The sequence below is a fragment of the Paraburkholderia sp. BL27I4N3 genome (assembly GCF_003386115.1).
Classification (GTDB): domain Bacteria; phylum Pseudomonadota; class Gammaproteobacteria; order Burkholderiales; family Burkholderiaceae; genus Paraburkholderia.
In genome coordinates this window covers 1,515,416-1,540,751 of record NZ_QREJ01000001.1, presented here as the reverse complement: position 1 = coordinate 1,540,751, position 25,336 = coordinate 1,515,416, and the positions used below count along the sequence as shown (strand labels likewise).

Annotated in this window: 14 protein-coding genes and 3 pseudogenes; 10 read left to right on the top strand and 7 right to left on the bottom strand. The window is 60.5% G+C overall.

The features are described 5' to 3' along the window. Positions 1 to 116: 116 nt before the first annotated feature. A pseudogene (locus B0G71_RS06985) lies at positions 117 to 2,334 on the top strand (ParB N-terminal domain-containing protein). On the opposite strand, the gene B0G71_RS06980 reads toward B0G71_RS06985, so the two are convergent. From B0G71_RS06980 to B0G71_RS40895, 4 genes are all read right to left on the bottom strand, one after another. Continuing rightward, on the bottom strand, positions 2,329 to 3,099 hold the full coding sequence (locus B0G71_RS06980; protein ID WP_116140664.1) for a hypothetical protein: 771 nt from the start codon (positions 3,097 to 3,099) through the stop codon (positions 2,329 to 2,331). The pseudogene B0G71_RS06985 and the gene B0G71_RS06980 sit on opposite strands and share 6 nt — an antisense overlap. Then, entirely contained in the window at positions 3,092 to 3,784 is a 693-nt protein-coding gene (locus B0G71_RS06975) for a protein mobD (RefSeq protein WP_116140662.1), read from the bottom strand. The genes B0G71_RS06980 and B0G71_RS06975 overlap by 8 nt, the downstream gene beginning before the upstream one ends. 10 nt (positions 3,785 to 3,794) lie before the next feature. Further along, complete coding sequence (locus B0G71_RS06970) at positions 3,795 to 4,256, bottom strand: hypothetical protein (RefSeq protein WP_116148386.1); 462 nt, start codon at positions 4,254 to 4,256, stop codon at positions 3,795 to 3,797. A gap of 768 nt (positions 4,257 to 5,024) precedes the next feature. Then, positions 5,025 to 5,327 carry a hypothetical protein gene (locus B0G71_RS40895; RefSeq protein WP_147308660.1) on the bottom strand — a complete coding sequence of 101 codons (303 nt, stop codon included), beginning with the start codon at positions 5,325 to 5,327 and terminating at the stop codon, positions 5,025 to 5,027. Between the two features lie 389 nt (positions 5,328 to 5,716). Here B0G71_RS40895 and B0G71_RS06965 point away from each other — a divergent pair, with 389 nt between their 5' ends. From B0G71_RS06965 to B0G71_RS06955, 3 genes and pseudogenes are all read left to right on the top strand, one after another. Next, complete coding sequence (locus B0G71_RS06965; RefSeq protein ID WP_116140660.1) at positions 5,717 to 6,817, top strand: IS5 family transposase; 1,101 nt, start codon at positions 5,717 to 5,719, stop codon at positions 6,815 to 6,817. Positions 6,818 to 7,077: 260 nt separating this feature from the next. Further along, a pseudogene (locus tag B0G71_RS06960) lies at positions 7,078 to 8,250 on the top strand (tyrosine-type recombinase/integrase). Between the two features lie 180 nt (positions 8,251 to 8,430). Beyond that, a pseudogene (locus B0G71_RS06955) lies at positions 8,431 to 9,159 on the top strand (IS6 family transposase); the annotation flags it as partial. 246 nt (positions 9,160 to 9,405) lie between these two features. On the opposite strand, the gene B0G71_RS06950 reads toward B0G71_RS06955, so the two are convergent. The 3 genes from B0G71_RS06950 to B0G71_RS06935 all read right to left on the bottom strand — a co-directional run bounded on the left by B0G71_RS06950 (position 9,406) and on the right by B0G71_RS06935 (position 13,485). Next, positions 9,406 to 9,861, bottom strand: coding sequence for a hypothetical protein (locus B0G71_RS06950; RefSeq protein ID WP_116140656.1), 456 nt, complete (start codon positions 9,859 to 9,861; stop codon positions 9,406 to 9,408). A gap of 337 nt (positions 9,862 to 10,198) precedes the next feature. After that, entirely contained in the window at positions 10,199 to 11,617 is a 1,419-nt protein-coding gene (locus B0G71_RS06945) for a DUF2252 domain-containing protein (protein WP_220377318.1), read from the bottom strand. A gap of 911 nt (positions 11,618 to 12,528) precedes the next feature. Further along, positions 12,529 to 13,485, bottom strand: coding sequence for a Na/Pi cotransporter family protein (locus B0G71_RS06935; protein ID WP_116140651.1), 957 nt, complete (start codon positions 13,483 to 13,485; stop codon positions 12,529 to 12,531). A 1,015-nt stretch (positions 13,486 to 14,500) separates the two neighbouring features. On the opposite strand from B0G71_RS06935, the gene B0G71_RS06930 reads away from it, so the two are divergent. From B0G71_RS06930 to B0G71_RS06905, 6 genes are all read left to right on the top strand, one after another. After that, positions 14,501 to 15,598, top strand: a complete 1,098-nt coding sequence (locus tag B0G71_RS06930) for an efflux RND transporter periplasmic adaptor subunit (RefSeq protein WP_116148384.1) — start codon at positions 14,501 to 14,503, stop codon at positions 15,596 to 15,598. Continuing rightward, positions 15,595 to 18,666, top strand: a complete 3,072-nt coding sequence (locus B0G71_RS06925) for an efflux RND transporter permease subunit (protein WP_116140649.1) — start codon at positions 15,595 to 15,597, stop codon at positions 18,664 to 18,666. The genes B0G71_RS06930 and B0G71_RS06925 overlap by 4 nt, the downstream gene beginning before the upstream one ends. Then, positions 18,659 to 20,140, top strand: a complete 1,482-nt coding sequence (locus tag B0G71_RS06920) for an efflux transporter outer membrane subunit (protein ID WP_116140647.1) — start codon at positions 18,659 to 18,661, stop codon at positions 20,138 to 20,140. The genes B0G71_RS06925 and B0G71_RS06920 overlap by 8 nt, the downstream gene beginning before the upstream one ends. Before the next feature lie 297 nt (positions 20,141 to 20,437). Further along, positions 20,438 to 21,520 (top strand): patatin-like phospholipase family protein, encoded by a 1,083-nt coding sequence (locus tag B0G71_RS06915; protein WP_258875509.1) that lies wholly within the window; start codon positions 20,438 to 20,440, stop codon positions 21,518 to 21,520. A 270-nt stretch (positions 21,521 to 21,790) separates the two neighbouring features. After that, a complete protein-coding gene (locus tag B0G71_RS06910; protein ID WP_116140645.1) occupies positions 21,791 to 23,293 on the top strand; it encodes a GntP family permease in 1,503 nt (500 codons plus the stop codon). 362 nt (positions 23,294 to 23,655) lie between these two features. Further along, complete coding sequence (locus B0G71_RS06905) at positions 23,656 to 25,221, top strand: carboxylesterase (RefSeq protein WP_116140643.1); 1,566 nt, start codon at positions 23,656 to 23,658, stop codon at positions 25,219 to 25,221. The last annotated feature ends 115 nt before the right edge of the window (positions 25,222 to 25,336 follow it).

Below are 25,336 nucleotides of genomic sequence, written 5' to 3'. Positions count from 1 at the left end.
GGGGCGGGAAAGCCGCCCCTTATTTTCATCTATCAGGACTCCTATCCGGGCCAAGTCCTGATGGAATCCTGTAGTGCCCGGCCCGGAACCTTCTTTTCTACTCTCTGGAGTCAGTCATGCAAGCCAAGTCCGAAACCACTATGGTAGACACCGCCGAACAAGCCACCATGCTCGAAACCCGCTTCGGTAACGAGCAACCCATCGTGACCGTGCCGTATTCCAACCTGCGACCGTCGCCACTCAATGCGCGCACGAAACCCCTGTCGGGCATTCCCGGCCTTGCCGCCAATATCCGGGCAAAGGGTCTGCTGCAAAATCTCATCGTCCACGAGATCAAGAGATCGCGCGGCAAGCAGCGCAAATATGGCGTGTGTGCCGGTCAGCGCCGCGAAGCCGCCCTCGACCTCCTGTTCGAACAGAAAGACATCGCCGCCGACTACCCGGTCCCCGTGCGCATCGTCAGTGAAGGCGAAGCCCTCGCCGGTTCTCTGATCGAAAATACCGAGCGCGAAGGACTCGATCCGTTCGACGTGCTGCGCGCGTACCGGCTGCTGGCAGAGGAAGGGCGAAGCGTCGACTACATCGCCGCGCTCTTTTCTGCCTCGCCGCTCACAGTCAAACGGCGCATGAAGCTCGCCAGCGTATCCCCAAAGCTGTTGGCCCTGCTGCGGGAGGACGCGATAACGCTAGACCAGCTTGCCGCACTCGCCCTCGCTGACAACCACGAAACGCAGGAACACATCTGGTTCGATGCGAACGAGTGGCAGCGCCAGCCCAACTATCTGCGGCAGGCGATCACGCGGTCCGAAATCGATGCGAGCCGCAGCCGCCTCGTGCGCTTTATTGGCCTCGACACCTACGAAGCAGCAGGCGGGTATGTACGCCGTGATCTCTTCAGCGACGACGGGAATGCGGGCTACATTGCCGATGCCGAACTGCTGCAGCGTCTCGTCGCGCAGAAACTCGACGTAGCCGCAGACGAAGTGCGCGCCGAGGGTTGGGGCTGGACAGAAACCCGAGTCGAGCGTGACATGCTGGAGCTTAACCGCTACGGCAAGCTGCGCCCCGTCCAGCGCCCCTTGACGGACGACGAGCAGCGCGAAGTGGATGCGCTTACCGCAGAAACTGGCCGGGAAGCTGGAGGCACTGTCCGAGGACGACGAAAGTGCCTATGAGGAAGCCGACCGCCTCGATGCTGAAATCGAACGAGTCAACGCCGCGATCGTCGCACTCGAAAGCCGCGCTCTCGTGTGGGATACACAGCAGATGGCGGAGGCGGGTGCGTTCGTGATCATCGATCCGCAGGGAAAACTGCTCATTGAGCGCGGTCTCGTGCGGCGCGAGAACAGTGCGGCACTGGACGCGACGGGTGCGACTGTCACCGGCACGCCGCAGGCGGAAGCGGCGGACCCGGCAGATGGTCCTGTACCAAGGACCAAACCAGTCCACAGCGCGAAACTCTGCCAGCGACTCACCGCGCACCGCACGGTCGCAGTCCACGCCGAAATGGTCGCGCAGCCCGCCGTCGCGCTCGCCGCCCTGTTGCGGCATCTCGTTCCGCAGGCATTGCCCGAGCACTATGGCTACACGTCCGCGCGCGATTATCTGGCGCTATCTGGCGACAACAATCGCGACAGCCTGCTGCGCGCGGCGGACGACCTGCCCACCAGTGCTGCATGGAACGCCGTCGAGGCACAACGCGCCCGATGGACCGCCGAGTTGCCCGCGAAACGCGCCGACCTGCTGCCGTGGCTCGCGAAGCAGGATCCCGGCACGACGCTGCTCGATCTGCTCGCCTTCTGCACCGGCACCCTGCTCGACGGCATCGCGGGCGAGGAAAAGCCGCAGGCGATCAGCGCGCTCGCGGGCGCGCTGAATCTGGACATGACCCGGTACTGGACGCCGACCCGCGCCACGTATTTTCATCACGTCAGTAAGGCGCGCATCGGGGAAGTCGTGTCCGTAGCCGTCTCCCCCAAGGTTGCAGCCGACCTCGGGAAAATGAAGAAGGTCGACGCCGCTGCCGCAGCCGAATTACGTCTGGCGAAGGTCGCATGGCTCCCGGAAATCCTCACCGATACGGAAATCCCTGTCACGCCGTCATGGGAAGCCCACGACGACGACGACGGAGAGGCCGGGGCGGACGAACACGACACGGACACCGGCAACGGTCCCGACGACGCTCAGGAGGATGACGACGGTGCCGCCGAGCCCGGGACCGATCATAGTGGCATCAACAACACGGCTTACGATGTGGTCGTATCTCCTGCCACAGCCGGCACGCAGCCGCCGTGGCCTTTCCCGACCGCAGCCGGCCTCGCTCATGCTTCATGATGCCCTCGCGTTCGTGAAAGGCGACACCGACGACGCATGACCCGCGCGTGCAGACGGCGAACCGTCTGCACGCACCGGATGACTGCCGGTGTACCGCCCCGCCAGCCCACCCACTGTCGCCGCGAATAGAATCGCGATCAGCGCCCCGACCACCAGTGCGCGGAACGCCTTCGTCGTACGTCGCGCGGCAATCTGGTCGATCTTCGCGGCACGCGCCGCCGCCGCGTTCATCTCGCGTTCAAACAGAGCTACCGCTGCGTCGAGTTGCCGCCGATGCTCGCGAGCCGCGACGGCTACCGCGCCCACCACGCGGTTTCCCGCGATGCGCGCAATACGATCAGCCGCGCGCCCCGCCTGCGCAACCAACGCCTGTTCATTCATTGCCGCGAGCGTCGCGCGATACCTCGCCTCGTGTTCAACGGCCATGCGTTCCGCGAGTTCGATTGTCGCCTTGCAGCGCGCGAGCGCGTCACGGTGCTGCGCCATGAGCGCGTCCGTCGCCTCACGTGCCTCATCGCGCATCGCGCCCAGACTGCCTTTGCCTGCCTGCTCAATGCGCTCCGGCATCGCTTCGTAAAGCCGCGCATAGTATTCGAGCACCGCCAGCACCGACCACAGCGCATCGTTGTCGCGCAGATTCAGAGCCGTCGACACCCGACGCATACGCAGCAGGATCGCGTCGTCCGGCTTTTCCCCGGTGACGTCATAAAAGAGCCGGGCGAGTGGATCGACAGGACGCCCGCGCCGCGCCCGCCGCTCAGGCATTGCCCGTCACCCCGACGAACATCGCGTCATAGAGCGCCCGCCAGCGCAGTAGTTCCGCGCGTTGCCCGATGGGCAGCGACTCCGCCGCCTTGCGAACTGACAGGCGCTGACTGCGCAGATCGTCCGCCACGCGATCCGCGAGTTCGGGAAAGTCGAGCGACTTGCCCTTCGCCTCGATACTCTTGCGGATTTTCGAGTCCTGATACAGCACGAACCTGTCCGGTGTGCCGTAGTGGCCATTGCGCACAACGTGTGTCATCGCGTCCGGGAAGGTTTCACCGAACTGACGCAGCAACTCCAGACTGTCGCGCTGCCGGTTGATCACCCAGAACACGACGAGCCGCCTGCCAAGCTCGCTCAGCGTGCTGGCCAGCGTCGCGCCGTAGCGGGCGATTCCATCCTGGTTGCGGGCTGCCGTGCTGACCACCACAACCGCGTCGCGATGCTCGTCGCAGTAGTTCACAAAATTGATCCACCCGTCCGCCTCGTCCAGATCGAACGCGGCGCAATCAATCTCGCCCTGCACGGCCTTCATCACGTCCGGGTTTGACGTGTCATTCTCAACCAGCACGGGCTTGACGCCGCGCCGCTGAAGATGATCGACCAGCGCGAGTGCGACGAGGCTCTTGCCAACGCCGCCCTTGCCGCCGCCCACGAGATAGATGGGATTGACTGCCGTATCCATCGCGACTCCTCTACAGATCGTCGGTATCGGGCCGGATCGCAAATCCGAGTGCACCCTGCACTGGCCCGGATTGCAGTCTGGCTTCCGTCTTTCCCCCATCCTTGCGAACATGCTTTGTCTGAGACGTCGCATCCTGCGCGCGCGATTGCGCCGTGAACACCTTCTCAGCGCCGGGCGCGCATGCACCTGGTGCTGGCCGCGCGGCTCCACCTGCGCTACCGCCTTTTCCGGTCGAGCGGAGCGCATAGCGAATGGTCCCAGCCGTGATGTCGAGTCCTTGCTGCTGCGCCTGCTCCGCGATCTGCTCAAGCGTATAGCCCTTCGCCTGCGCAGTCCGCACGCGCACACGCATGTCCTTCATCGCATCGCGCACCGTCACGCCACGTTCGGTATCCGGCTTCTCCGGCAGCGCGTCGAGTGCGCGACCAAACGCCTCCCATCGCGACTTCGTATAGACCTTCGCAACAGGCATCATTACCCTCCTGAACATCGCCTACGCATCGATGTGACACCATCGTGCGCACGTCCTGAGCGCGCGTCAACACGGTTTTTGCGCACGACTTTCCCGCGTAGGAACACACTGGCAGCGAAGGGAATGTTGGAGAACAACGCACTTTTTTACGTATGTGGTGCGCGCGCGACACGCTTCACCAACGCATCTAGGAACGCCGGGGTAGCGCTTGCCGTTCACTCCGGAAGCCATCACGTTGACGTCGGATTCTGGTTTCGGTGGTGTCACATGTGGGGATGCGGACTGTACACACCTAGCCGGGAACTGCTCACTGTGTTTCGCGCTCGCCTGCCCGTTCGATGCTCGCCCCATAGCGCACCGCTTGAATCGCACAGTCAACATGTTTTCACTCGTTCCGAGCGTTGCATCGGCTCCCAGCACACTCTCGTTTTGTATTTTCATGCGCCTTGCGAAGCGCAGCCATCAGCACATTTACCCAGCAAACCATTCGCATTTTGGTGAGCACCCAACGGGTGGCAGCGCGCATACTTCACACATTGAGTTCGCCACTGGTTGGCAGTTCATGACGCACTGGTTGCGCATCCCGTAACGCATCGTTTTACGCAATGCGTTGACTCACTCATCAACCCCACCTCGCAACGTCATCGCAATGACAACGCACGGCGTTTACTCTGGACCGCAAAAAATGCACTGAAAACAAGGGATGGCAGGATAGGCTTGCGCCGGTTTTGGGCGCCGACGGCGAGACTAGCAAGATTGATCTGGACACTAAAGCCATCGGCTTATACACAATATGAAGCGCGACCGCCGGCGCGTAACTTCTGCAATGTCCTGGCGGCGACATGAACCTCTTTGAATGCCATCCAAATAGCTTTCGCGCCGTGTTCGGCGTCGTACTTGCGGTCGAGGGATCTGCCCGAGCAAGCGACCATGCAGGATCTCGTTGGGCTCGGACCCGGCCGGCAGCTTGACGTCGGTCAGCACAGATGCGTCACGAATCTTGTCGATATCGAAGAATAGTTCGGCATCCAGATCGCGCAACCGCGGTGCTTCCCGGATCAGGGCGTTCACACAACGCAGCCGGAAAACGCTTGCCCCCCGCTAACCGGCTTTCACCGTAGACGATGGACTTACAGCAATAGTCTTGCGCCGTTGCGCCGGCACGTAAGAATGGCAACTCACATGTGCTTGCCCTGCCGAAAAGGAAAACCGCGCGCACAGACCTTGCTGCACTTCGGGAACCGGATCTTGAAATGGCCGACCTCGACGGCCAGCGCTGTATCGGGAGGAGCCATCGGGTCACTCACAAAGCACTTCGGCGGAACAGTTTCGCTAAAAATTACTACATAAACCACTCAGTTTTCTACGCCCTAGCAGGATGCGGAAATACCTCGGACTGAAGTCATCGCAGGAGATGACAAAAGCATTGATGTAAGAAGCTCACCCGCCCCCAGGAAACCATGCGCAGCACCGACACGTTCACCGAAAGTCTGTTTTCCGTACGCAAGCTGGACGATTTCGTTCCGACCTTGCATCCGCTGCGCTCGATTCGCGTCATGGCGAACGAGGCGCTGGCGAAGATGGATCGGATGTTTGCTGGGATGTACGAGGCCGACATCAAGGGAGGCCGGCCGAGCATCGCGCCGGAGAAGCTGCTCCGGGCGATGCTGCTGCAGGTGCTGTACAGCATCCGGTCTGAACGTCAGCTCATGGAGCAAACGCAATACAACCTGCTGTTTCGGTGGTTTATTGGTCTGTCGATGGACGATTCAGTCTGGGTGCCGACGGTGTTCACGAAGAATCGCGAGCGTCTTATCCGGCACGATGCGGTGGTCGAATTCTTCAACGAAGTGCTGTCCATCGCGCAGAAGAAGAACTGGTTGTCGGGCGAGCACTTCAGCGTGGACGGCACGCTGATCCAGGCGTGGGCGGGACACAAGAGCTTTGTGCGCAAGGACGGTGACGACCGGGATAACGACGGTGGCAGCGGCGAGAGCGACTTCAGGGGCAGCAAGCGGAGCAACGAAACGCACGAGTCGAAGACCGATCCCGATGCACGGCTTTACCGCAAGGGCAAAACAGCCAGCGAATTGCGCTACATGGGCCACACGCTGACCGACAACCGCCATGGGCTGGTCGTCAACGCCCGCGTCAGTTGTGCTGACGGACATGCCGAACGGGAAGCGGCCAAGGTCATGATCAACGATGCGCGGCAAGCAGCGACCGATGCGGCGGCGCAAATCACGCTGGGCGCGGACAAGGGTTACGACGCAGAGGAATTCATCGAAGCTTGCCAGCAGATGAAGGTCACGCCGCACGTGGCGCAGAACACGTCGGGTCGCCGTTCTGCCGTGCCCGACGAGATTGCGCGCAGCGTGGGCTACGCGATATCGCAGCAAAAGCGCAAGCTGATCGAACAAGGCTTTGGGTGGGCGAAGACCGTGGGGCGCATGCGTCAGGTGATGGTGCGCGGGTTGAAGAAAGTCGACCAGATGTTCGTGTTGAACATGGCCGCCTACAACCTCGTGCGCATGCGTTCGCTAGGACAGGTCCGCCCGTAGTGGCAGCAATTGCAGTAATCAGACGAGACCAGGCCTCAAACCGTCGAAAAACAGGCTGGATTTGCGTCGAAATTTCGCAATGCAGAAAATTGTGCAGCGGTAGTCGCGCAGAGCGAAGGATGTTGCTTCTGGATGGGTGTATTTCCGCAGCCTGCTAACTCAACATTTTTTACATTAATCCTGTAATGTTGAGATTCCGAGTGAGCGTCCGTGCATAATTACGTCACACCGCGAATTCTGCATCCGCCGCATCGTCGCTCATGAAAACTGCCGTGCCCGCCCTGCATCCTATTGATTCGGTCGAATTGCCCGCCGGTCTCGATGGCCACCACGGCACGACCCACGCAACCGTCGCATGCAGGTGGCCGCTACAACCGATCTCGACGCGATCCGCGTGTGGCTCGCCCGTTTCATCGATACGAAGCGACGTTCGACAATTAACGCAAGGAAGCCGAACGGCTGTTGCTGTGGTCTGCCCTGCAGATGGGCAACCGCTCTCCTCGCTCACGCACGAGGACCTGCTTGTCTATCAGCACTTTCTCGCCGATCCGCAACCCGCGGCCCGCTGGACCGCCGACGGCGGACCCAAGCATCCGCGCAACGATCCGCGCTGGCGGCCGTTCTATGGCCCCCTGTCGGAATCGAGCCAGCGCCAGGCCATGGTGATCCTCAACGTTATGTTTGCGTGGCTGGTGCAGGCCGGCTATCTGGCCGGCAATCCCCTGTCGTTATCGCGCCGGCGGGCACGCCGGGCCAAGCCGCGCATCGTCCGGTATCTGTCGCCCGAGTTGTGGCTTGACGTCAAAACGTTCATCCAGGGGATGCCCACGCAGAGCAGTCGCGAGCGTGAACATCACGCCCGCGTGCGCTGGCTTTTTACACTGCTTTATCTGGGTGGTCTGCGCATTACCGAAGTGGGCACCAACACGATGGGCCGGTTTTTCCGCCGGGGCGACGAAAACGGCAAGGATCGCTGGTGGCTCGAAGTGATGGGCAAAGGTAACAGGGATCGGCTGGTGCCCGCCACCTCGGAAATGATGACGGAACTCGGCGCGTACCGGCGAACCCGCGGATTGCCAGCACTCCCCTCGCCAGGCGAGGACATGCCGCTCGTGCTGCCGATCGGGCAGTCACGAAAACCCCTCACGCGCGCCGCGTTGCACCGGATCGTGAAGGACGTCTTCAGCGGCGCCGCAGAATCGTTGCGCGCGCAGGACGACGACCATGTGCAGCGCGCAGCCCGCCTTGAGCAGGCATCGGCACACTGGCTCCGTCACAGCGCAGGCTCCCACATGACAGACCAGCAACTCGATCTGCGACTCGTGCGCGATAACCTGGGGCATGCGTCACTGACGACAACCAGTCAGTATCTGCACATGGACGATGATCGCCGGCATCGCGAGACCGACGAGAAACACCGCATTGAGTGGTGACGGGCGGCAGCCAGAGGCCTACCGCCTGATCTCAAAATCCTCGGGAGTGAGCCTGACCGGTTCACCTGGACGCAGGCAGATTTTTCTCTCGGCAGCGGCGATAATTCGACGCCGTCCGTCAGCAAATACCTTGAGGCATTGTCACGTTACTGAGGCGGTCGCGTAAGATGTCGCGATGAAAAGACGAACTCGCTCTATCACGGTCACCGCTTTCCCGCCGCAGTCATCAGTTGCGCGGTGCGTTGGTATTTCCGCCTCCGACTGAGCCTGCGCGATATTGAGGAATTGCTGTTCGAACACGGCGTGGTCGTGAGCTACGAGACGATCCGCCGATGGTGCGACAAGTTCGGCGTGGGCTTCGCGCATCCCGTCATGGTTGCGCGCCGCAAACCGGGCAGCACCTGGCATCTCGATGAGATGTTTGTGACGCTGCGCGGTGAGCCATACCTGCTGTGGCGGGCCGTCGATGAGCATGGTGCCGAACTCGAGATCCTGTTGCAGAAGCGGCGCGACAAGGCTGCAGCCAAACGTTTCTTCAACCGCGTACTTCGCTCATGCCCTGTGCCGCGCAAGATCGTGACCGACCAGTTGCGCAGCTACCCGGCCGCAAAGGCCGACATTCCCGAATTGGCGAACGTCAAATACGTGTTCGTTAAAGCCGCCGCGCGCGTGAACAATCGAGCGGAGAACAGCCACCAACCTACCCGCGAACGCGAGCGTCGCATGCGGGGATTTCGCGACTGCAAACGCACGCAGGCATTCCTCTCGTGTTTCGGTCCGATACGGCAGCATTTCGCGCTCAAGCAGCATCTGCTGCGTGCTTCGCTCTATCGAAAACACCTCGCGGCTCGATTCGCGGCGTGGCACGAATTCACCGACCTCACCCAGAATCCGTCGAATGCTTGCTGAGCAATGATGACCTCTGCCACCATTTCGTCCCGCTACCGGCAAGTTGACAAAGCCCCATGTGTGATCGCGTGACAAAGCAAAGTGATTGACGACGCCGATTTCTACTTCCTTGAGCTTGGCCCGGTGAGTTGGTGCCGTCCCGCCGCCCGCCTTGTTACTTGAGGCGCCGGCGGAGCCTGTGCGCCGCGCTGTCGCCGTCGCTGAACCCATTGCCGGCACCGATTCACCAATAGTGGGCGGCGACAATTATCTCGGCTGGCGCATTGACTCAGGTTTTTTGTTACCGAGCTTGCCGTTCCTGAATATAAATGTCACCTGATCCTCGCCAGAGCCGCCGCCGGAATATATCCACCACGTTGCACCGTCCGCAGAGAGTTCCCTGAACGGATTGCCCATCTTCGCGAAGACCTTTTTTCTGTCGGTCCCGGCCGGAAACTGCCGTTCGATGCTGTCGCGCGTCCATCCATGCGCCTTAACGCTGTTATACGTTTGCGTGGTCACGCAGCCAGTCACGCCTGCAAGGCAGGCCCCGACCAAGGCTGCCTGTGTGATCCTCGCTTTCATCGCCAGCACATAGATTGCCGTCGCGGGATGACTCGCGCGCAAGCCTGCCCCGGAAAACCGGGCAGTTCCTTCGGCTTGCCTGCGACCAAAGGTACTCGACAGCGGCACAGCCAACGGGTTGGCACATACGCGAGACATTGGTTGATCTCCACTCGCAAAGCATCGACCCATCGCAATCACCTTGGATAGAAAATTTCAGCTGTCGTGAAAACCGACGGAGACGACCAAGTTCCCTAAACCAGAACGGACTTCGCTGGAGCAGATCGATGGTCGGTCCCGTCCATGCTCATGAGAAATGATCCCATCGTGGACATGCCGGTTGCGGGTCCATTCGCAGCTACAAGTGCCCTGTCGAGGCCATTCTTAAATGTTGTAGCGCTGGGGGCACCGGAACAAGCGAATTGGTCCCTTTCCCCGTGCCACCATCGGCAATACCGTTGAGGCAGGTGTGGCCCGGTGGGTGCTTACCCGCGATTCATCTCGGCTCGTCGAAGACGGCCCTGACCTTGCCGTTGTCGACCGCGCGCTTTAGCACTGCGTGGTCCGCTTCAGTCTGATCGGCGTACGTGACCGAAAAGGCTGCAAGCGCCTTGTCGAACGCGTCGCTCTTGCCCAGATATCCGCTGATCACGGAGGGATCCCCAGAGCGCGCGTGAGAAAGCGCAAGCGACCATCCGCACCAGTCAGCGAAAATGGTCATCTCGGCCTTACCAAACGTCTGGACTGCAAATTTGATCTTGACGTCCCGGAGCTGGCGCACATAGTAATTGCGCCCGCCCCTTCCCCCCGTCCACCCCAGAAAGATGTCACTCGATGGCTGCATGAGCCGGTGGCCATTTACGACGCGCTGGCCGTCGTATGGGTAGATACTTTTGCCCGCATAGGCCTCCAGAACTGACGCTCGCGCCTCCTTGACCTGAAGAAAGAGCGGATCGCCCGCGCCATCCATCAGCAGAAGCACCCAGCAGCGGTTGCCGACGCTCCCTACGCCGACCACCTTGAGCGCGGCATCCAGCAGCCTGTAGTGATCAAGCATCACGCGGCAGGCTGGCGTCAGACTTTCGCGGTAACGGACAAAGTCACTCAACATCCCGGGATGGATTTTCCCTGCACGTTGCCCTCTCAGGCGAAAGAGGGTTGGCGGCTGTTCCTTGAAGACCGCCGCGTGGCCCGAACCCTCCACGAGCTTGGGAAAGATGTCTTCCGCCAGGCTCGTCTCCCGTTCCTTTTCGAGCCCCCTGATGGCGCCGCGACGGATGGCCGGATCCGCTATTGTGGAGAGCAGCCTCCCAGCATCGAGGGCAAAGTACCAGCGGTCCAGCGATGTCATTCCGCTGAATTCGGCCATATGTTCGCGATAGGACCTGACACAGGTAAGGACCGTGTCCCTTGCCGTGGATTCGCTGAGACTATTCTCCCGGCAGGCGAGCACGAAGCTCGCGGCGAGGCGCTTCACATCCCACTCCCAGGGGGCGGGGAGAGTCTCGTCGAGATCGTTGATCGCGAAGATGACATTGCGCTCCGGTGTGGCAAAACCACGGAAGTTAACCAGGTGCGCGTCGCCGCAGCACTGGACAAGCGCGCCGGTACTCGGCATGGACGCCAGGTCCTCCGCCATGTTGAGGGCGGCCCCGCGGTAAAAGGTGAAGGGAGACAGGACCATGCGCCCATGGCGCAAGGGAACCAGGGCCGGCATACGCCCCTTGTCGGATTCCTGCACCAGCCGCACCGGGTCCGGCCGCCCGGACGGTGCGTTCCACGTCGCATGCAGCTCACGCGGAATTTTCTTTCGCAGGGTCTTCCCGATGGTATAGCGTTCCGCCCGCGAAAGATGGTGGGTGACGGCCGACGGCGGTTCCGATTCGCCCTGCTCTATGCCTTCAGGCAGTTCCAACGACTCCGTTTGCATTGCAAACCCCTGGGGCTTCCCACAACAATATAAGTCTAGGCTACGCTCCGGAATCGACGCAGATCTAGCGAACGGATGCACGGACCGCGTCGGGCCGCTGTCCACAGATGCGGACGGTTGTGCCAGCAGGACAGTTTCGCGGCCCCTTAGCGCTCAAGGCACGCCGCGAAAGCGGGAAGCGATATCCCGACCCCGAAGGCAAGTTGGTTCCGTCTTGCGTAGTCAAGGCTGCCTCCATCGGCGAACTTGCCCGTTCGCTGCAGCATCCCGCGCTCGGGAAAGCCCATGACCGGGTGCCCGGGTCGCACACATAATCGTCCAGGTTGGTGCGCCAATCAACGCAGACACACGGGGATAGCCATGGCGCACGTCGCTCGCAACATCGGGGGCGACCTGATGGGCCGTTTGCTGATCATCGGCGGGTAGCGAACGCGCATGCAGCGGATGGCGGGAATGGCCAAAGCGAAGGTGCGCGCGACCCGCGCTGTGACCTGAGGGAAGGCCTCGCGGAATTTTTGGCCCAGGAGGCAGCACGCGTCTGGGGGGCATCGACGTCGATTTCCGCGATCCGGTCGGGGCTGCTGACTCGGCAGTGCGGACAAGGTGGCCTCCGTTTCGCTTGGGCATCGCAGCCCTCTCCCTCCCTCGAAGACAGCGTGATCGACCTGCTCGGCATTCTGCAAGGGCAGGCCGTTGGTGAGGCATCCCGCATTTCGGGCGGCCGATCGGCCTGCTGTTTGGCGGCATGGTCGTGGGGCGCATTCTCGCTACGACCGGCGTGTTCGATGCTATAAAGCGCACGCGCAACCCGTCTGTCTCTGCATCGGTCGATGTGACGGATCGCATCGCATCGCCTCGCCTGAATCTCAGTGTGAGAAGTGGACACGGAGACCCAATCACGGCACGGATCCAAGGCCACCGGATTTCACATCGGCGCCGAGCCAGCTGCGCAGCGGGGGTTCAATCCAGTTCAGCGTGAGAAGGAAAATCAAAGCGACAGTAAGATTAAATATGAGGTGTGCCCACGCCACCGCCATTCCCGGGTTAGCGGTCAAGTCCGCGGCTGCTCGCGAAAAAGATCTCAGGAACGGGAGGTACACCAGCACGCCGGCGGCGTTAAACAGGAAGTTGGCAATCGCGGTCGCCCGGGCAACAGGGCGCATTCCGAGGCCCGCGATCAGGGCTGTCGACGTAGAGCCTACATTTGAACCAATCACGATTGGTATTGCCGCCTCTGGCGGAAGCACGCCTTGCTGGACGAGCAGAATGGCCAGCCCCGTGGTGACGCTGCTAGATTGAACAAGCGCGGTGAAGACAGCACCCGCAAGCACGCCCATCAGCGGAGCCTCGGCGAGGGCCAACCAATCCTTTAACTGCGCGCTGTTCTGCAGAGGTTTCAGCTCCGTCGAGATGAGATCGAGCGCGAAAAAGACCAATCCAAAGTAGCAGACAGCCTTCCCGATGACCTTTGCCCTGACGGGCAATATCGACAGCACAGCGCCCAATACAATGAACACCGGTCCAATACCGGTGAGTTTGAAGGAAACCAGCCAGGCGGTCGCCGTCGTCCCCACATTCGCCCCGAGTAAAACGCCCAGACTGGCCCGAAAGGGGATGACTGCCGCATCGACCAGGGTGACAGCGAGCGCTGTAGTTGCGCTGCTCGACTGCACGACGGCGGTGGCCAGAGCGCCGACGAGAAAACCGCGCCATCGACTTGCCGTCACGCGCGCCAGCCATGTCTGCAACGCGGTGCCTCCGACCGCCTGGAGCTCGCGGCTGAAGCCCTGAAGACCGTACAGGAAGAGAATCACTGCGGATATCGCGGAGAACAGTCCCTGCAATGGGCTCATGGCAAGCTCCTGGTCTGTGGGCAGTCGTTCCTAAAAAGGGGGACCTGCCTAATATTATGCGTCCATGGCAGATGAGCGATTGCGATAGTTCCGTCTTGTCCGCGTTTGCCCTGGTCGCAGCGGACAACTGGCACGGCCTCGGTCCTGCGAAAACGCCTGCTGCGGAGATTAATAGAGTGCGCGCCAAATGCAGCGCGTCCGACAATAGGTGCTTACCTGCTGGTCCCAAAGACGCCGACGCACAATCTTGCTAGCTGGCTTGATTCGGCGGATCCTCGTTGCCCGAGCGAGCGCACCGCCCGTGGCACCGAGCGCATGAAGGAACGCATCTCGAAAGCAGGATTGTCAGTTGAATCAAAACCGACATAGGCCAAAGATGCATATCGCCGCGGATGACGGCCAGAACTATGAAAGCACGCCATCCCAGTCATGCGCCATTGGACCAAAGTCCGATTGTGTGAAGGAGTCTCATCGGCAATACTTTATTTGGACCACACCGTACGGCCAGCGTTTTGACCGCCGTTCGGGAGACGAAAGCGGCGAACCGCACAATCAGTTCCCGTATGTGCCAGATAATTTATGAGTGACGCTGCATCAATTCAGGCAACAGATGACAAATGCAAAGTCCTCGGGGGCAGCTCGAAACGGCTTTGACGAAACGTCGACTTGAAATCGGTGGAGGCGTCTAATCAGGCGGGGCGGAGACGACGAGTTCGGGGCGTGCGATGGGTACCAGACCCGTCATCAGGGCCAGATATTGGCCCATGTCATCGCAGCCGTCAGGCCTTAGTGGCGTCAGCCCGAGAATGAACTGCTGTTCCACCGAACCTGCATTGCAAATTGTAAGTCTGGATGACCGGCGAATTGCCTTACCCAAAGGTCAACGTTTAGACCTGCTTGTGGCTGCTCGCGGTAAGCCGGGATCCCAGAGCCGGGAATCGCTGTGGCGTCGACCATGCGCGAAATGAGGCGTCTCTTGGAGAGGGATCAAGAGATTGCTCAACGAGGCCCCCCAATGCGCCAACAAACAGCACCGTTCACTTCTCTCCGCCCGGCGTTCCGCTTTAAAATCGCTGCCATTGTGGTATGTGGGCTATTGACTGCATGCGAGAAACAACCGGAAAAGGCAGCGACGACGGCTCCTCAGTTGGTGCAACTCGTTTCAGTAATGCCGACGGATTCACAAGCGTTGCGGGAATTTTCGGGTCGCGTTGAACAGACAAGTATTTCGCCGCTGGCGTTCGAGGTGACAGGGCGTATCGTACAGATCGCTGTCCTTGACGGTAGCATCGTTCGCAAGGGGCAACTGATCGCCCGAATCGATCCTGAGCCGTTTGAGCTGCAACTGCGTCGCGCGGAAGCCCAATATACGCAACTGTCTGACGACCTCAAGCGTAAGGCAGTCCTTCATGACCAGGGGATATTGTCGGGCGCTGCGTTCGACCAGTTGAAAGCCGCAGCAGACATGGCCGGTGCGCAGCGCGATCTTGCCCTCAGGGACATGCGCAATACACGTCTCATTGCGCCGTTCGACGGTCGCCTTTCACGACGTAATGTCGAAACACAACAGACAGTTCAGGCTGGGATGCCCGTCTTCGATCTGGAAAATGTCGAGCGCATCGCAATCGGCATTGAACTACCGCAGGGTATCGCGGAGCGTCTGTCCAACGAGAACACACTGCACGCTCAGGCGTGGTTGCCCGAGCGGCCGCGTGACGTATTCGATCTTGTCTATCGCGAGCGGGCGATGCAGGCGACGGCATCATCCAATTCCTACCGGTTTTTGTTCAGCGTTAAACAGCCCATAAACCTATCGCTACTGCCCGGCATGGCCGTGCGGGTGCGCATGGAGGTCGCACAGCCGCAGGCGGCGAACACTAGATTTTCCGTTCCGGTCTCCGCGCTGTCGCTGACGCCAGACGGCCACGATAGATTGTGGCGCTACGACAGCAAGAGCGGACACGTACATGCCGTGCCGATTACCCTGCAGGAGATCCGCGACGACTCAGCCGTGGTTGAGGGAGCACTGCAACCGGGGGATCAGGTCGTTGGAGGCGGATCGCAGCTCGTTACAGAGGGCCAGGCAGTTCGGTCAACGGACGCGAGCCCATGAAGCTCGCACGCCGGCTCATCGAAAAGCCGTTGATCGCGTGGGTGATCACGCTGCTATCCCTACTGGGCGGAGTATTCGCCTATTTCAACATTGGTCGCCTTGAGGATCCGAAATTTACCATCAAGACAGCGCTTGTTGTCACGCAGTATCCCGGTGCGAGTGCTGCGGAAGTCGAAAACGAGGTGACCGACAGGCTCGAGAGCTCGATACAGCAGATGGAGCAGGTGGATTTTCTCCGTTCACGATCGATGCCCGGCTATTCGGAGATACAGGTCCAGATCAGGGACCGGTATCCGTCTGCGGAGTTGCCTCAGGTTTGGGATGAACTGCGGCGTCAGGTCAGCGACGTACAACCCCGCTTGCCGCCGGGTGCCGGACCCACCCTGGTGCTCGACAGATTCGGCGACGTCTATGGACTGTTCTACGCGCTCACTGGCGACGGCTACACGCCCGCCCAACTCTACGAATATGCGCGCGAGCTGCGCAAGCAGCTACTCACCTTGCCGGATGTTTCGGACGTCGTGATCTCCGGAAACCTGCAGGAACAGATCACGGTGGCGGTCGACCAGTCCCAGCTGATTGCGAACAACCTCTCGACCGATAGTCTGTCGCAAGCACTGCTTGTGCAAAATGAAGTCCGTCCCGCAGGACGCGAGCGGGTGGGCGATCTGATGATGCGTGCCGCACCGACAGGGGCGCTTGACTCGTTGCAGGCGATCAGATCGTTGCCCATTGGCGCGACGTCAGGGCCGCTTTTGCTTGGCGATCTGGCGCAGGTATCGCACGGCTATGCAGGGATTCCCACCCAACTGATTCACTATGACGGCAAGCCGGCGCTGACCGTCGGAATTAGCGCCCGCGCCAAAGTGGACGTGGTGAAAGTCGGCGAGCAGATCAAGGCAAAGCTGGGCGAACTGGAGCAGACCGCCCCGCCCGGTATCAGGTTGCATGCACTCTACGATCAGCCGGATATCGTCGATGCCAGCGTCAAGGGCTTTATTTTCGATGTATTCCTATCGGTCGCGATCGTTGGCATTTCGCTTGGGATTGCGCTTGGCTGGCGAGCCGGATTGATTCTCGGTGCGGAACTCATGTTGTCCATTCTCGGCACGCTGGCAGTCATGTATGCGGCGGGAATTGAACTGCAGAGAATTTCGCTGGGGGCACTGATCATCGTAATGGGAATGCTCACCGACAACACGATCGTTGTATGCGAGGGCATGCTGGTACGGGTTCAGAATGGAATGTCGCATATCGACGCCGCCGGCGAAGTGCTTGGGCAAGGCACCTGGATTTTGCTGGGTTCGACGGTCGTCGGGATTCTTGCATTCTCAGGAATCGGTTTGTCTCCCGATGCCGTCGGCGAGTTCTGTTCGTCGCTGTTTGCTGTCGCAGCGATCTCGTTATTGTTTAGCTGGGTCGTGGCGATCGGTCTGACTCCGTTGTTTGGCAGCTATCTCTTCAAGCCTGTCCACGGGGAGCAGCCGGATCCGTTCAAGTCGCGCATTTATCTGGCATTCAAGCGGTTGCTGATACGGGTTGGGCATTTCCGTGTGCCTGTCGTGGTGCTTCTTGCCGTGATAACGGCCTTTAGCGTCTGGGGCTTCCGCTTTGTTGGACGAAGTTTCTTTCCCGCTTCGACCACCCCGGTATTCTATGCGGACATGCGATTGCCGCGCGGCTCGGATATCCGCGCTGTCCAGGCGAAAAGCCGGGGCGTGGAGCAGTACCTTCTGGGGTTGAAGGGCGTGACGAACGTGGGCACGTATATCGGTGGCGGCGCCACCCGGTTTTCACTGATTTACGGTCCAGAAACGCGCGACGAAACCTATGCGCAATTCCTCATAACTGTGGACGATGTGAAAGACATCGACAGCCTGATTCCCACCGTCCTCAACCAGCTCGAAAGACGGTTTCCTGACGTGCGCTGGTCGGTAACCCGTCCAAACTTTGGACCCAATAACGGAGCCAAGATTCAGGCGCGCTTTCTCGGTCCCGATCCGACCGTACTGCGCAGCCTGAGCCGCCAGACGCAAAAGATCATGCAGGCTGACGGAGGGATCGTCGCTATTCGCGATAACTGGGAAGAACCCGTTCATGTCTTGCGTCCAATTTTCGACGATGCGCGCGCTCGTTCCATGGGGGTCACACGTCGCCAGGTCAGCGATGTCCTGGCCTATTCGACTGACGGTATTACAACCGGAATCTATCGCGAGCGAGACCAGCTATTGCCGATTGTCCTTGAGGCCCCGCCAGCCGAACGAGGGATGGAGCGTTTGCTCGACGTGCAGGTCTACAGCGCCGGTTTGCAGCGCTATATCCCGATCGCTGACGTGCTCGACGGGATTGTGCCGCAAACGGAAGAGGGCATGATTTCGCGGGAAGATCGCATTCGCGCGTTGACCGTATCTGCCGAAGCGACCTACGGCACCAGTAGCGCTCAGGCGTTCGGGCGTATCAGCCACGCGGTGGAAGCGATACCCCTGCCACCTGGCTATCGATTCGAGTGGGGCGGCGAGCAGGAATCTTCAAGCAAGGCACAGGCGAGTCTTTTTCGCCAGTTGCCCATCGGATTCATCGGTATGGTCTTACTGGTGCTAATGATGTTCGGCCGTCTCAAACCGGCGCTTGTTGTGCTACTGGTTGTCCCCATGTCGATTTGCGGCGTCACGCTTGGGTTGCTCTTATTCCGGGGAGCGTTTGGCTTCATGGCGTTGCTGGGCCTGTTGAGTCTCGTCGGTATGCTGATCAAGAACGGGGTCGTACTGGTGGAGGACATAGAAGCCCGAATCGCTGACGGTGCCCCACGTATGCAGGCGGTGACATTCGGTGCGATGAGTCGGCTGCGGCCTGTTGCGCTCGCATCCGGGACAACGATACTTGGCATGATTCCGCTGCTATGGGATCCCTTTTTCAAGGACATGGCGATTACCCTGATGGCCGGCCTCGCTTTCGCGACGGTGCTCACGATGATCGCAGTTCCTGCGCTATATGTACTGCTCTTCTCGATCAAGGACTCCGAATGGGACGCGGGTTTGCAGCCCGGAGGTCGAGATGGGAATGGCTGATCGTCACTCGCTCATTGCCGGCTGTCGCCAGTTGCTGGCATTTCTGCTCGCGGGAGTCCTATGTGCCTGTACGGGGTCATTGAAACTCAACGAGCCAACGCAACTCCCCGAACGTTTCTATGAAGCGACGCGCGCTCCGTCTGAAGGTGCCGTGTCCATCAGTGATGCACAACTGGCGCAGTGGTGGACACAATACGATGACCCTGTGCTTTCGGATCTGATCGGTCGGGCGCTCGAACGCAGTTACGACATCGCGATCGCGGCTACCCGGATCGATCAGGCCCGTGCGGGGGTGGTTGCCGCTCGATCCCAGCTGTTGCCATCGGTCGGGGCCGGTGTTGAAGGGGGCGCATACCACGGGGGGCCGGTGGCGCTTGAGTTTCAGGAACTGTTGGGCGTCAACGACCTCAATGCAAGCTACTGGCGCGCAGGTCTGCAAACCCAATGGGAAATCGACGTGTTCGGCCGTGGCCGCGCACGTCTGGCCGCCGCGCATGCGTTGACCTCCGCAGCAGCCGGCGACGCACAAGCCGTGAGGCTCAGCATCATTGCAACCGTTGCGGACCTGTACATGACCTACCGGGGACTGCAGCAGCAGCGTGCGCTGCTCGTGCAGAGCCATCAGATTGCAGCTGATTTTGTTGTCATCGCCGAGCGGAGCTTTACGGCCGGTGTGACGCTGAGCACGGATACCGATGTCGCTCGCGCCGGTCTGGCGCAAGTTCAAGCGCGGCAGCAGGATGTCGAAGCGGCGATTTCAGGAGCGCGGCTCGCAATCGAGAATCTGTGCGTTGTCGCACCGGGTAGCTTGAAAGACGAACTCGAGTCGAACTCAGCGCTTCCGAAGTTGCTGCCTGACATCACGCCCGGCCAGCCGGTCGATCTGTTGATGCGTCGTCCCGATCTGATCGCGGCCCGGGAGCGTCTGCTGGCCAGTGTGAAGCAATCGGATGTCGCCCGCCTGAACTACTGGCCCACCGTCTCGTTGAGTGGGCTGCTTGCGCGCAATGGCTGGATGTTGGCAGGTCAAAATCTCGGCGCGAGTACATTCTGGCTGTTCGGCGCGGCGCTATCGTTGCCACTGATCGATTTCGGAGCCCGCGAATCGCAGGTACAGGCTTCCGACGCACAGGCGCAGCAGGCGCTCCTCGCCTATGAAAAAGCCGCCTCAGAGGCGTTGTATGACGTGGAGCAGGCGCTGGCCCGTCTAAAACAGCGCCAGCAGTTGCTGGCAGCGCGCAACGAGGAAGTTTCCCGGCGTCAGGAAGTATTGAGGAAAACCACGCAGCAATACAAAGTCGGGGATCTCGGGCGCGTCGATATCGATCAGGCCCGCGTCGCTCTGCTCGAGAGCCAGACGGCCCTGGTAAGGGAGGAGGTTGAACTGGTTCGATCCCAGGTCGCTTTATTTCGTGCCATGGGAGGAGGTTGGCAGGTGGCTGGCACAACTACCGAGGTATCTCCTGCGCAGTAAGTGCCGGGACGCTCTGCGGCGACTCGCATACATGCAATGCGAAGTAGTTGTTTTGAGGTCGATGCCTGAAGCGAGTGAAGAGCATATCTTCAGCTAGTGCTGGACGTGGCGCGCCGACGGTTGCAACGCTTTGCCCTGGCCTCGGGCGATCAGTGTTTTGGGTGCCGCGCATCCTTAAATATCTTTGACATGGTGTCGCGTGTCCAATAGCTATGGCGCGCGTCCCGCCTGGACCTGACAGGCAGCTGGCTGCTGATATCCCGCAACGTTCGGATCAAGACGAATAAGGTGAAGACAATGGTGATGCAACAGCACGACGGCCCTGAAGCATCTGCGACAAGCCGCAATCCCCTTCCGATCGATCTTGCCTTGCAGGGCGGCGGTGCTCATGGTGCCTTTACATGGGGAGTGCTTGATCGGGTGCTGGAGATACCGTGGCTAAAAATTGAAAGCATCACCGGTACGTCTGCCGGAGCGATGAACGCTCTCGCTCTCGTCGATGGATATACGCGGGACGGCGCAGAAGGCGCGAAGGCGGCTCTTGAGCAGTTCTGGCGGCGGGTGAGCGATTCGGCGCGGTACAGCCCAATCCAGCGGACGCCAGTCGACGTGCTGAGGGGCAACTGGTCACTCGATAACAGCCCAGCCTACGTTTTCTTCGATCTTTTCAGCCGGCTGTTCTCTCCGTATCAGACCAACCCGGCGAACTACGATCCGCTACGGACTCTCCTGGAGGAAAGCATCGACTTCGATCGGTTGAAAGGATCGCCGATCAAGCTGTTCGTCACCGCGACCAATGTCCGCACGGGCCTCCCGCGCGTTTTCCGCAATGCGAACATCACTGTCGAAGCGGTGCTCGCTTCAGCATGCCTGCCGCTGGTACATCAGGCAATCGAGATAGATGGCGATCCCTACTGGGATGGCGGCTTTTCCGGTAACCCGTTGCTAACGCCGGTTATCCGGGAAAGCAAGGCGCGCGACATTCTGCTTGTCCAGATCAATCCGATTGAGCGGCCTGGCGTACCCAGAACGGCGTCCGAAATACTTAACCGGTTAAACGAGATTTCATTCAATTCGAGCCTCAAGAAGGAGCTGCGCGGCATCGCGATGTTCCAGCGTCTTTTTGTAGACGAGGGCCCGGGGCATGCCGACTGGGCAGAACAGTGGGCTTCCACGCGCATCCACCGCATCGCGAGCCCGCGAATGATCGAACTCGGTGTGTCGTCCAAGCTCAACGCAGAGTGGGAGTTTCTCAGCATGTTGCGAGAAGAGGGGCGCAATTGCACGGACGTCTTCCTGAAGGAGCATGCCGGTGACCTCGGCAGTCGATCGACTTTCGATCTTGACGCCCTTCTCGATTCGGTTCTTGAACAGACATGAAACCGCCGGATCTGCAGTTCGTCTTTCGTGTTGCGGCGTGTTCGATGGGGCCCTTGCACATGGAGTCAAGTGCGCTCGTCTTGCGCCCGGGGACACCAGGCAACCGGATGAACTGTTCGTGACGTAGCGCGGCGAACGTTAGCTGCGGCCTGTCAGGGGGACCTCATTCTGAACGCGGAGGCCGGCTGGACCGAGCGGCATCGAGCCCGTCCGCCGCGCCTGAATGTCCTCGACGATTTGATCTGAACGAGCTCTTGCTGGAGCCTGACCATGAACGCTGTCGCACTCACTCCTCTCGCCCTGGGCCTCGGACTGGCCGGCATGCTGGTCAGCCTTGGCCTGCTGATCTTCTTCGCCTATCGCGGCTGGAGTGTGCTGCTGCTAGCGCCGTTCGCCGCGATGCTGGCGGCCGGCATCTCCGGAGAGCCGGTCCTTGCACATTGGACCCAGACTTTCATGAACAGCGGGGCGCGATTTCTCGCGCAGTTCTTTCCGCTCTTCCTGCTTGGTGCACTATTCGGCAAGCTGATGGAAGATAGCGGATCCGTGCAGGCCATCGCGGGCTTCATGAACAGGCGGCTCGGCGCGCGCCGCGCAATCCTGGCGGTGGTGATCGGCGGTGCGCTCGTTACCTACGGTGGCGTGAGTCTCTTTGTCGCCTTTTTTGTGCTGGCACCCATGGCGCAGGCACTCTTTCTGGAAGGGAATATTCCGCGCCGGCTGATGCCTGCGACCATCGCGCTCGGCACGTCGACCTTCACGATGTCGGCGTTGCCGGGCACGCCGGCAATCCAGAACGCGATTCCTATGCCGTTCTTTGGCACGACACCGTTTGCCGCACCTGGGCTCGGCGTGATCGCGAGCCTGGTAATGGCGGGGTTTGGACTGTGGTGGCTGGGTAGACAGGAAGCCCGGGCGCGCGCGCTGGGTGAAGGCTTTACGACCGACAAAGCTGAACCCGCCATCGCGGAATTGGGGGCTTCGCATGACCAGGAACTGGTGCGCGAACGAGCAACCGTCTCGCAGAGCTTTGACCCTGTGGAAATTGGTCACGGCCACGTATCCCCAATCCTGCCGTCGATCGGAATCGCCATTGCCCCGTTGGCGCTTGTCGTCGGCGTGAACTTCCTCATGAATGTCGTCGTACTGCCGCGGCTGGATGCGTCGTATCTGGCCGAAGCGCGTTGGGGGGCGACATCGCTGGCGGCTGTTGGTGGTGTGTGGGGCGTTTGCGTCGCACTGGGCGTGGCAATTGTTGCTCTCGTACTGCTCAATCGGGCGCGGCTCCCAGCGCTGCGCGAAAGCGTCGATGCCGGCGCGAACGCGGCGGTGCTACCGGTGCTCAGTGTTGGCAGCCTCGTCGGATACGGTGCGGTCATTGCGGCGCTCCCCGCATTCGCGCTGGTCCGCGAATGGGTGCTCGGCATCGGCGGCGGTCCGTTGGTGTCGCTCGCGGTGGCGACCAACCTGCTGGCCGCCCTCACCGGGTCGGCGTCAGGCGGCATGACGATCGCGCTCGATGCACTCGGTAGGACGTACCTGGAACTGGCTGCGCAGCATCACATCGATCCGGCGTTGCTGCATCGCGTCGCAGTGATTTCCTCCGGTACGCTCGACAGCCTGCCGCACAATGGTGCGGTCGTCACCCTGCTGGCAGTGTGCGGCTCGACGCATCGCGAGAGCTATCGCGATATCGTAATGGTGGGCATCGTCGGCGCGCTGCTCGCGCTTATCGTGGTGATCGCAATCGGATCGGCGGTGGGATCGTTTTAGTGATGCTTTCCGCTCTACGGCAACGCTCCCCGCGGGGAGCGACATCGCGAACGTGATGCCGGGATATTTCCACGCTCACGTCTTCGTGCAATGGGTCGACGCGGGACGAAGTCGTAGCGGCGCCTGACAACCTCGCAGCCGGGTCCGATTCGCAATTCCAGCACAAAAGGTGTCGTCACATCATCCGCAATTTCGGCCGTTGCACGATGTCCGGTCCCGTGCGCCGGAAACAGGCAGTCTTGACCCTGTTGAATCACCTGGTTCAAAGTTGACCCACAGCCCGCTTTCTGCATGATGGCTAGTCTCGTTACAGGCAAAATTGCGATGTGAGTCATCGGTGCGACCTCAATGAGAGGGCATGAATGCGACGCACTTCACTCAAGTGGGCAAAGATAAGCGTACTCGCCGTTGTCCTGCTGCTCATATCAGCGCTTGGTTCACGCGCGTGGTATTCGCTGCGAGGACCGGGCCTCGCGGTCTGGCATACCTACGTGCCGCGCGAAATGACGGTCAGGGAAATGGACGCCAGCAACTGGAACGGGTACATGGCGGCGGAGTCGAGGGTCTTCGACGACGTTCACACAAACGTTGTCGAGAAACTGGACGCGGCTTCGCGGGTCCCTACAAACCGCTACTACGAGGGCTCGCCCGTGTACCCGGAGCACTTCGCCCAGAACTGGAACCGGTCATACGTGCTCGAACCGGACGGTAAACCGGTGGGTGCAGTTGTACTGCTGCACGGCCTCACCGATTCGCCATATAGTCTGCGTCACATCGCACGGCACTACCGGGATCGTGGTTTCGTGGCTATCGGGATCCGCCTGCCGGGACACGGAACTGTTCCCGCAGCACTGACCGAGGTCGAATGGCGCGATTGGGCCGCTGCGACGCGACTCGCCGTACGTGAGGCACGCCGGCGCGTCGGTCCTGATGTGCCGCTGGAACTGGTGGGATTTTCGAATGGAGCAGCACTCGCACTGCAATATTCTATGGACGCCATCGAGGATAAATCTCTCACACGCCCCACCCGCCTCGTGCTTATCTCGCCGATGATTGGTGTGACCCGCTACGCCCGCTTCGCAGGGCTCGCCGGGCTTCCTGCATTTTTCCCGGCGTTCGCGAAGGCGGCCTGGCTCGGGATCATCCCGGAGTTCAATCCCTTTAAATACAACTCGTTTCCCGTCAACGGCGCACGTCAGTCGTACCTGCTGACGCATGCCATAAAGGTGCAGATCCTAAGGCTGCAGCGCGAGAACCGGCTGGCCGATTTGCCGCCCGTGCTGACGTTCCAGTCAGTCATCGATTTCACCGTGAGCGTGCCTGCCGTGATGTCGGCGCTCTACGATCAACTCCCCGAGAACGGCAGCGAGATTGTGCTGTTCGATGTCAACCGCAGCGAGAAATTCCGCACGTTTCTGCGCGCATCGTCATACGGCGCGCTCGATCGGCTTCTACGTACCGGGCCGCAGAACTACCGGACCACCGTCATTGCTAACGCAAGCCCGGACTCGTGCCAAACCGTTGAACGTACCATCGAGCCAGGTGAAGTGAAAGAGCACATGCGGTCATTGGGAATCGACTATCCGCAGGATATTTTTTCGTTGTCACACGTCGCCATTCCATTCCCGGTGACTGATTCGCTTTACGGAACGTCACCCGGGACGGACGAAAATTTCAACGCGAACTTTGGTACGCTCGCGCCTCGCGGCGAGCGTGGCACATTGATCGTGACGCTCGATTCGATGTTCCGCATCGCATCTAATCCGTTTTTCCCGTATGTCGCGCAGCGGATCGACGAAGGCGCGGGAAAGATGCCGGGCCCCGTCATCAAGGCGCCTGTACGATCTCACGAAACCGCAGTAGGCGTGACGGACGAACCGACCGACGAATTGCACGACATCGAGCCGGAGGAGTCGTATGAGCCGTGAAAACGTGAAGCGATCCTTGATTGTATGTTTCGCTTGAGCACGGTCTATGTTCGGCGAACTAGCTTGCGATGAACTCGGTTCTGCCAAGGCCCGTCTCAATGCAGCTTGCCCGAAA

Excerpts from the sequence above, each read along its gene's own strand:
- B0G71_RS06980 (WP_116140664.1), bottom strand. The coding sequence starts at position 3,099 with ATGCCTGAGCGGCGGGCGCGGCGCGGGCGTCCTGTCGATCCACTCGCC.
- B0G71_RS06975 (WP_116140662.1), bottom strand. The coding sequence starts at position 3,784 with ATGGATACGGCAGTCAATCCCATCTATCTCGTGGGCGGCGGCAAGGGC.
- B0G71_RS06970 (WP_116148386.1), bottom strand. The coding sequence starts at position 4,256 with ATGCCTGTTGCGAAGGTCTATACGAAGTCGCGATGGGAGGCGTTTGGT.
- B0G71_RS06965 (WP_116140660.1), top strand. The coding sequence starts at position 5,717 with ATGCGCAGCACCGACACGTTCACCGAAAGTCTGTTTTCCGTACGCAAG.
- B0G71_RS06950 (WP_116140656.1), bottom strand. The coding sequence starts at position 9,861 with ATGTCTCGCGTATGTGCCAACCCGTTGGCTGTGCCGCTGTCGAGTACC.
- B0G71_RS06935 (WP_116140651.1), bottom strand. The coding sequence starts at position 13,485 with ATGAGCCCATTGCAGGGACTGTTCTCCGCGATATCCGCAGTGATTCTC.
- B0G71_RS06930 (WP_116148384.1), top strand. The coding sequence starts at position 14,501 with ATGCGCCAACAAACAGCACCGTTCACTTCTCTCCGCCCGGCGTTCCGC.
- B0G71_RS06925 (WP_116140649.1), top strand. The coding sequence starts at position 15,595 with ATGAAGCTCGCACGCCGGCTCATCGAAAAGCCGTTGATCGCGTGGGTG.
- B0G71_RS06920 (WP_116140647.1), top strand. The coding sequence starts at position 18,659 with ATGGCTGATCGTCACTCGCTCATTGCCGGCTGTCGCCAGTTGCTGGCA.
- B0G71_RS06915 (WP_258875509.1), top strand. The coding sequence starts at position 20,438 with ATGGTGATGCAACAGCACGACGGCCCTGAAGCATCTGCGACAAGCCGC.
- B0G71_RS06910 (WP_116140645.1), top strand. The coding sequence starts at position 21,791 with ATGAACGCTGTCGCACTCACTCCTCTCGCCCTGGGCCTCGGACTGGCC.
- B0G71_RS06905 (WP_116140643.1), top strand. The coding sequence starts at position 23,656 with ATGCGACGCACTTCACTCAAGTGGGCAAAGATAAGCGTACTCGCCGTT.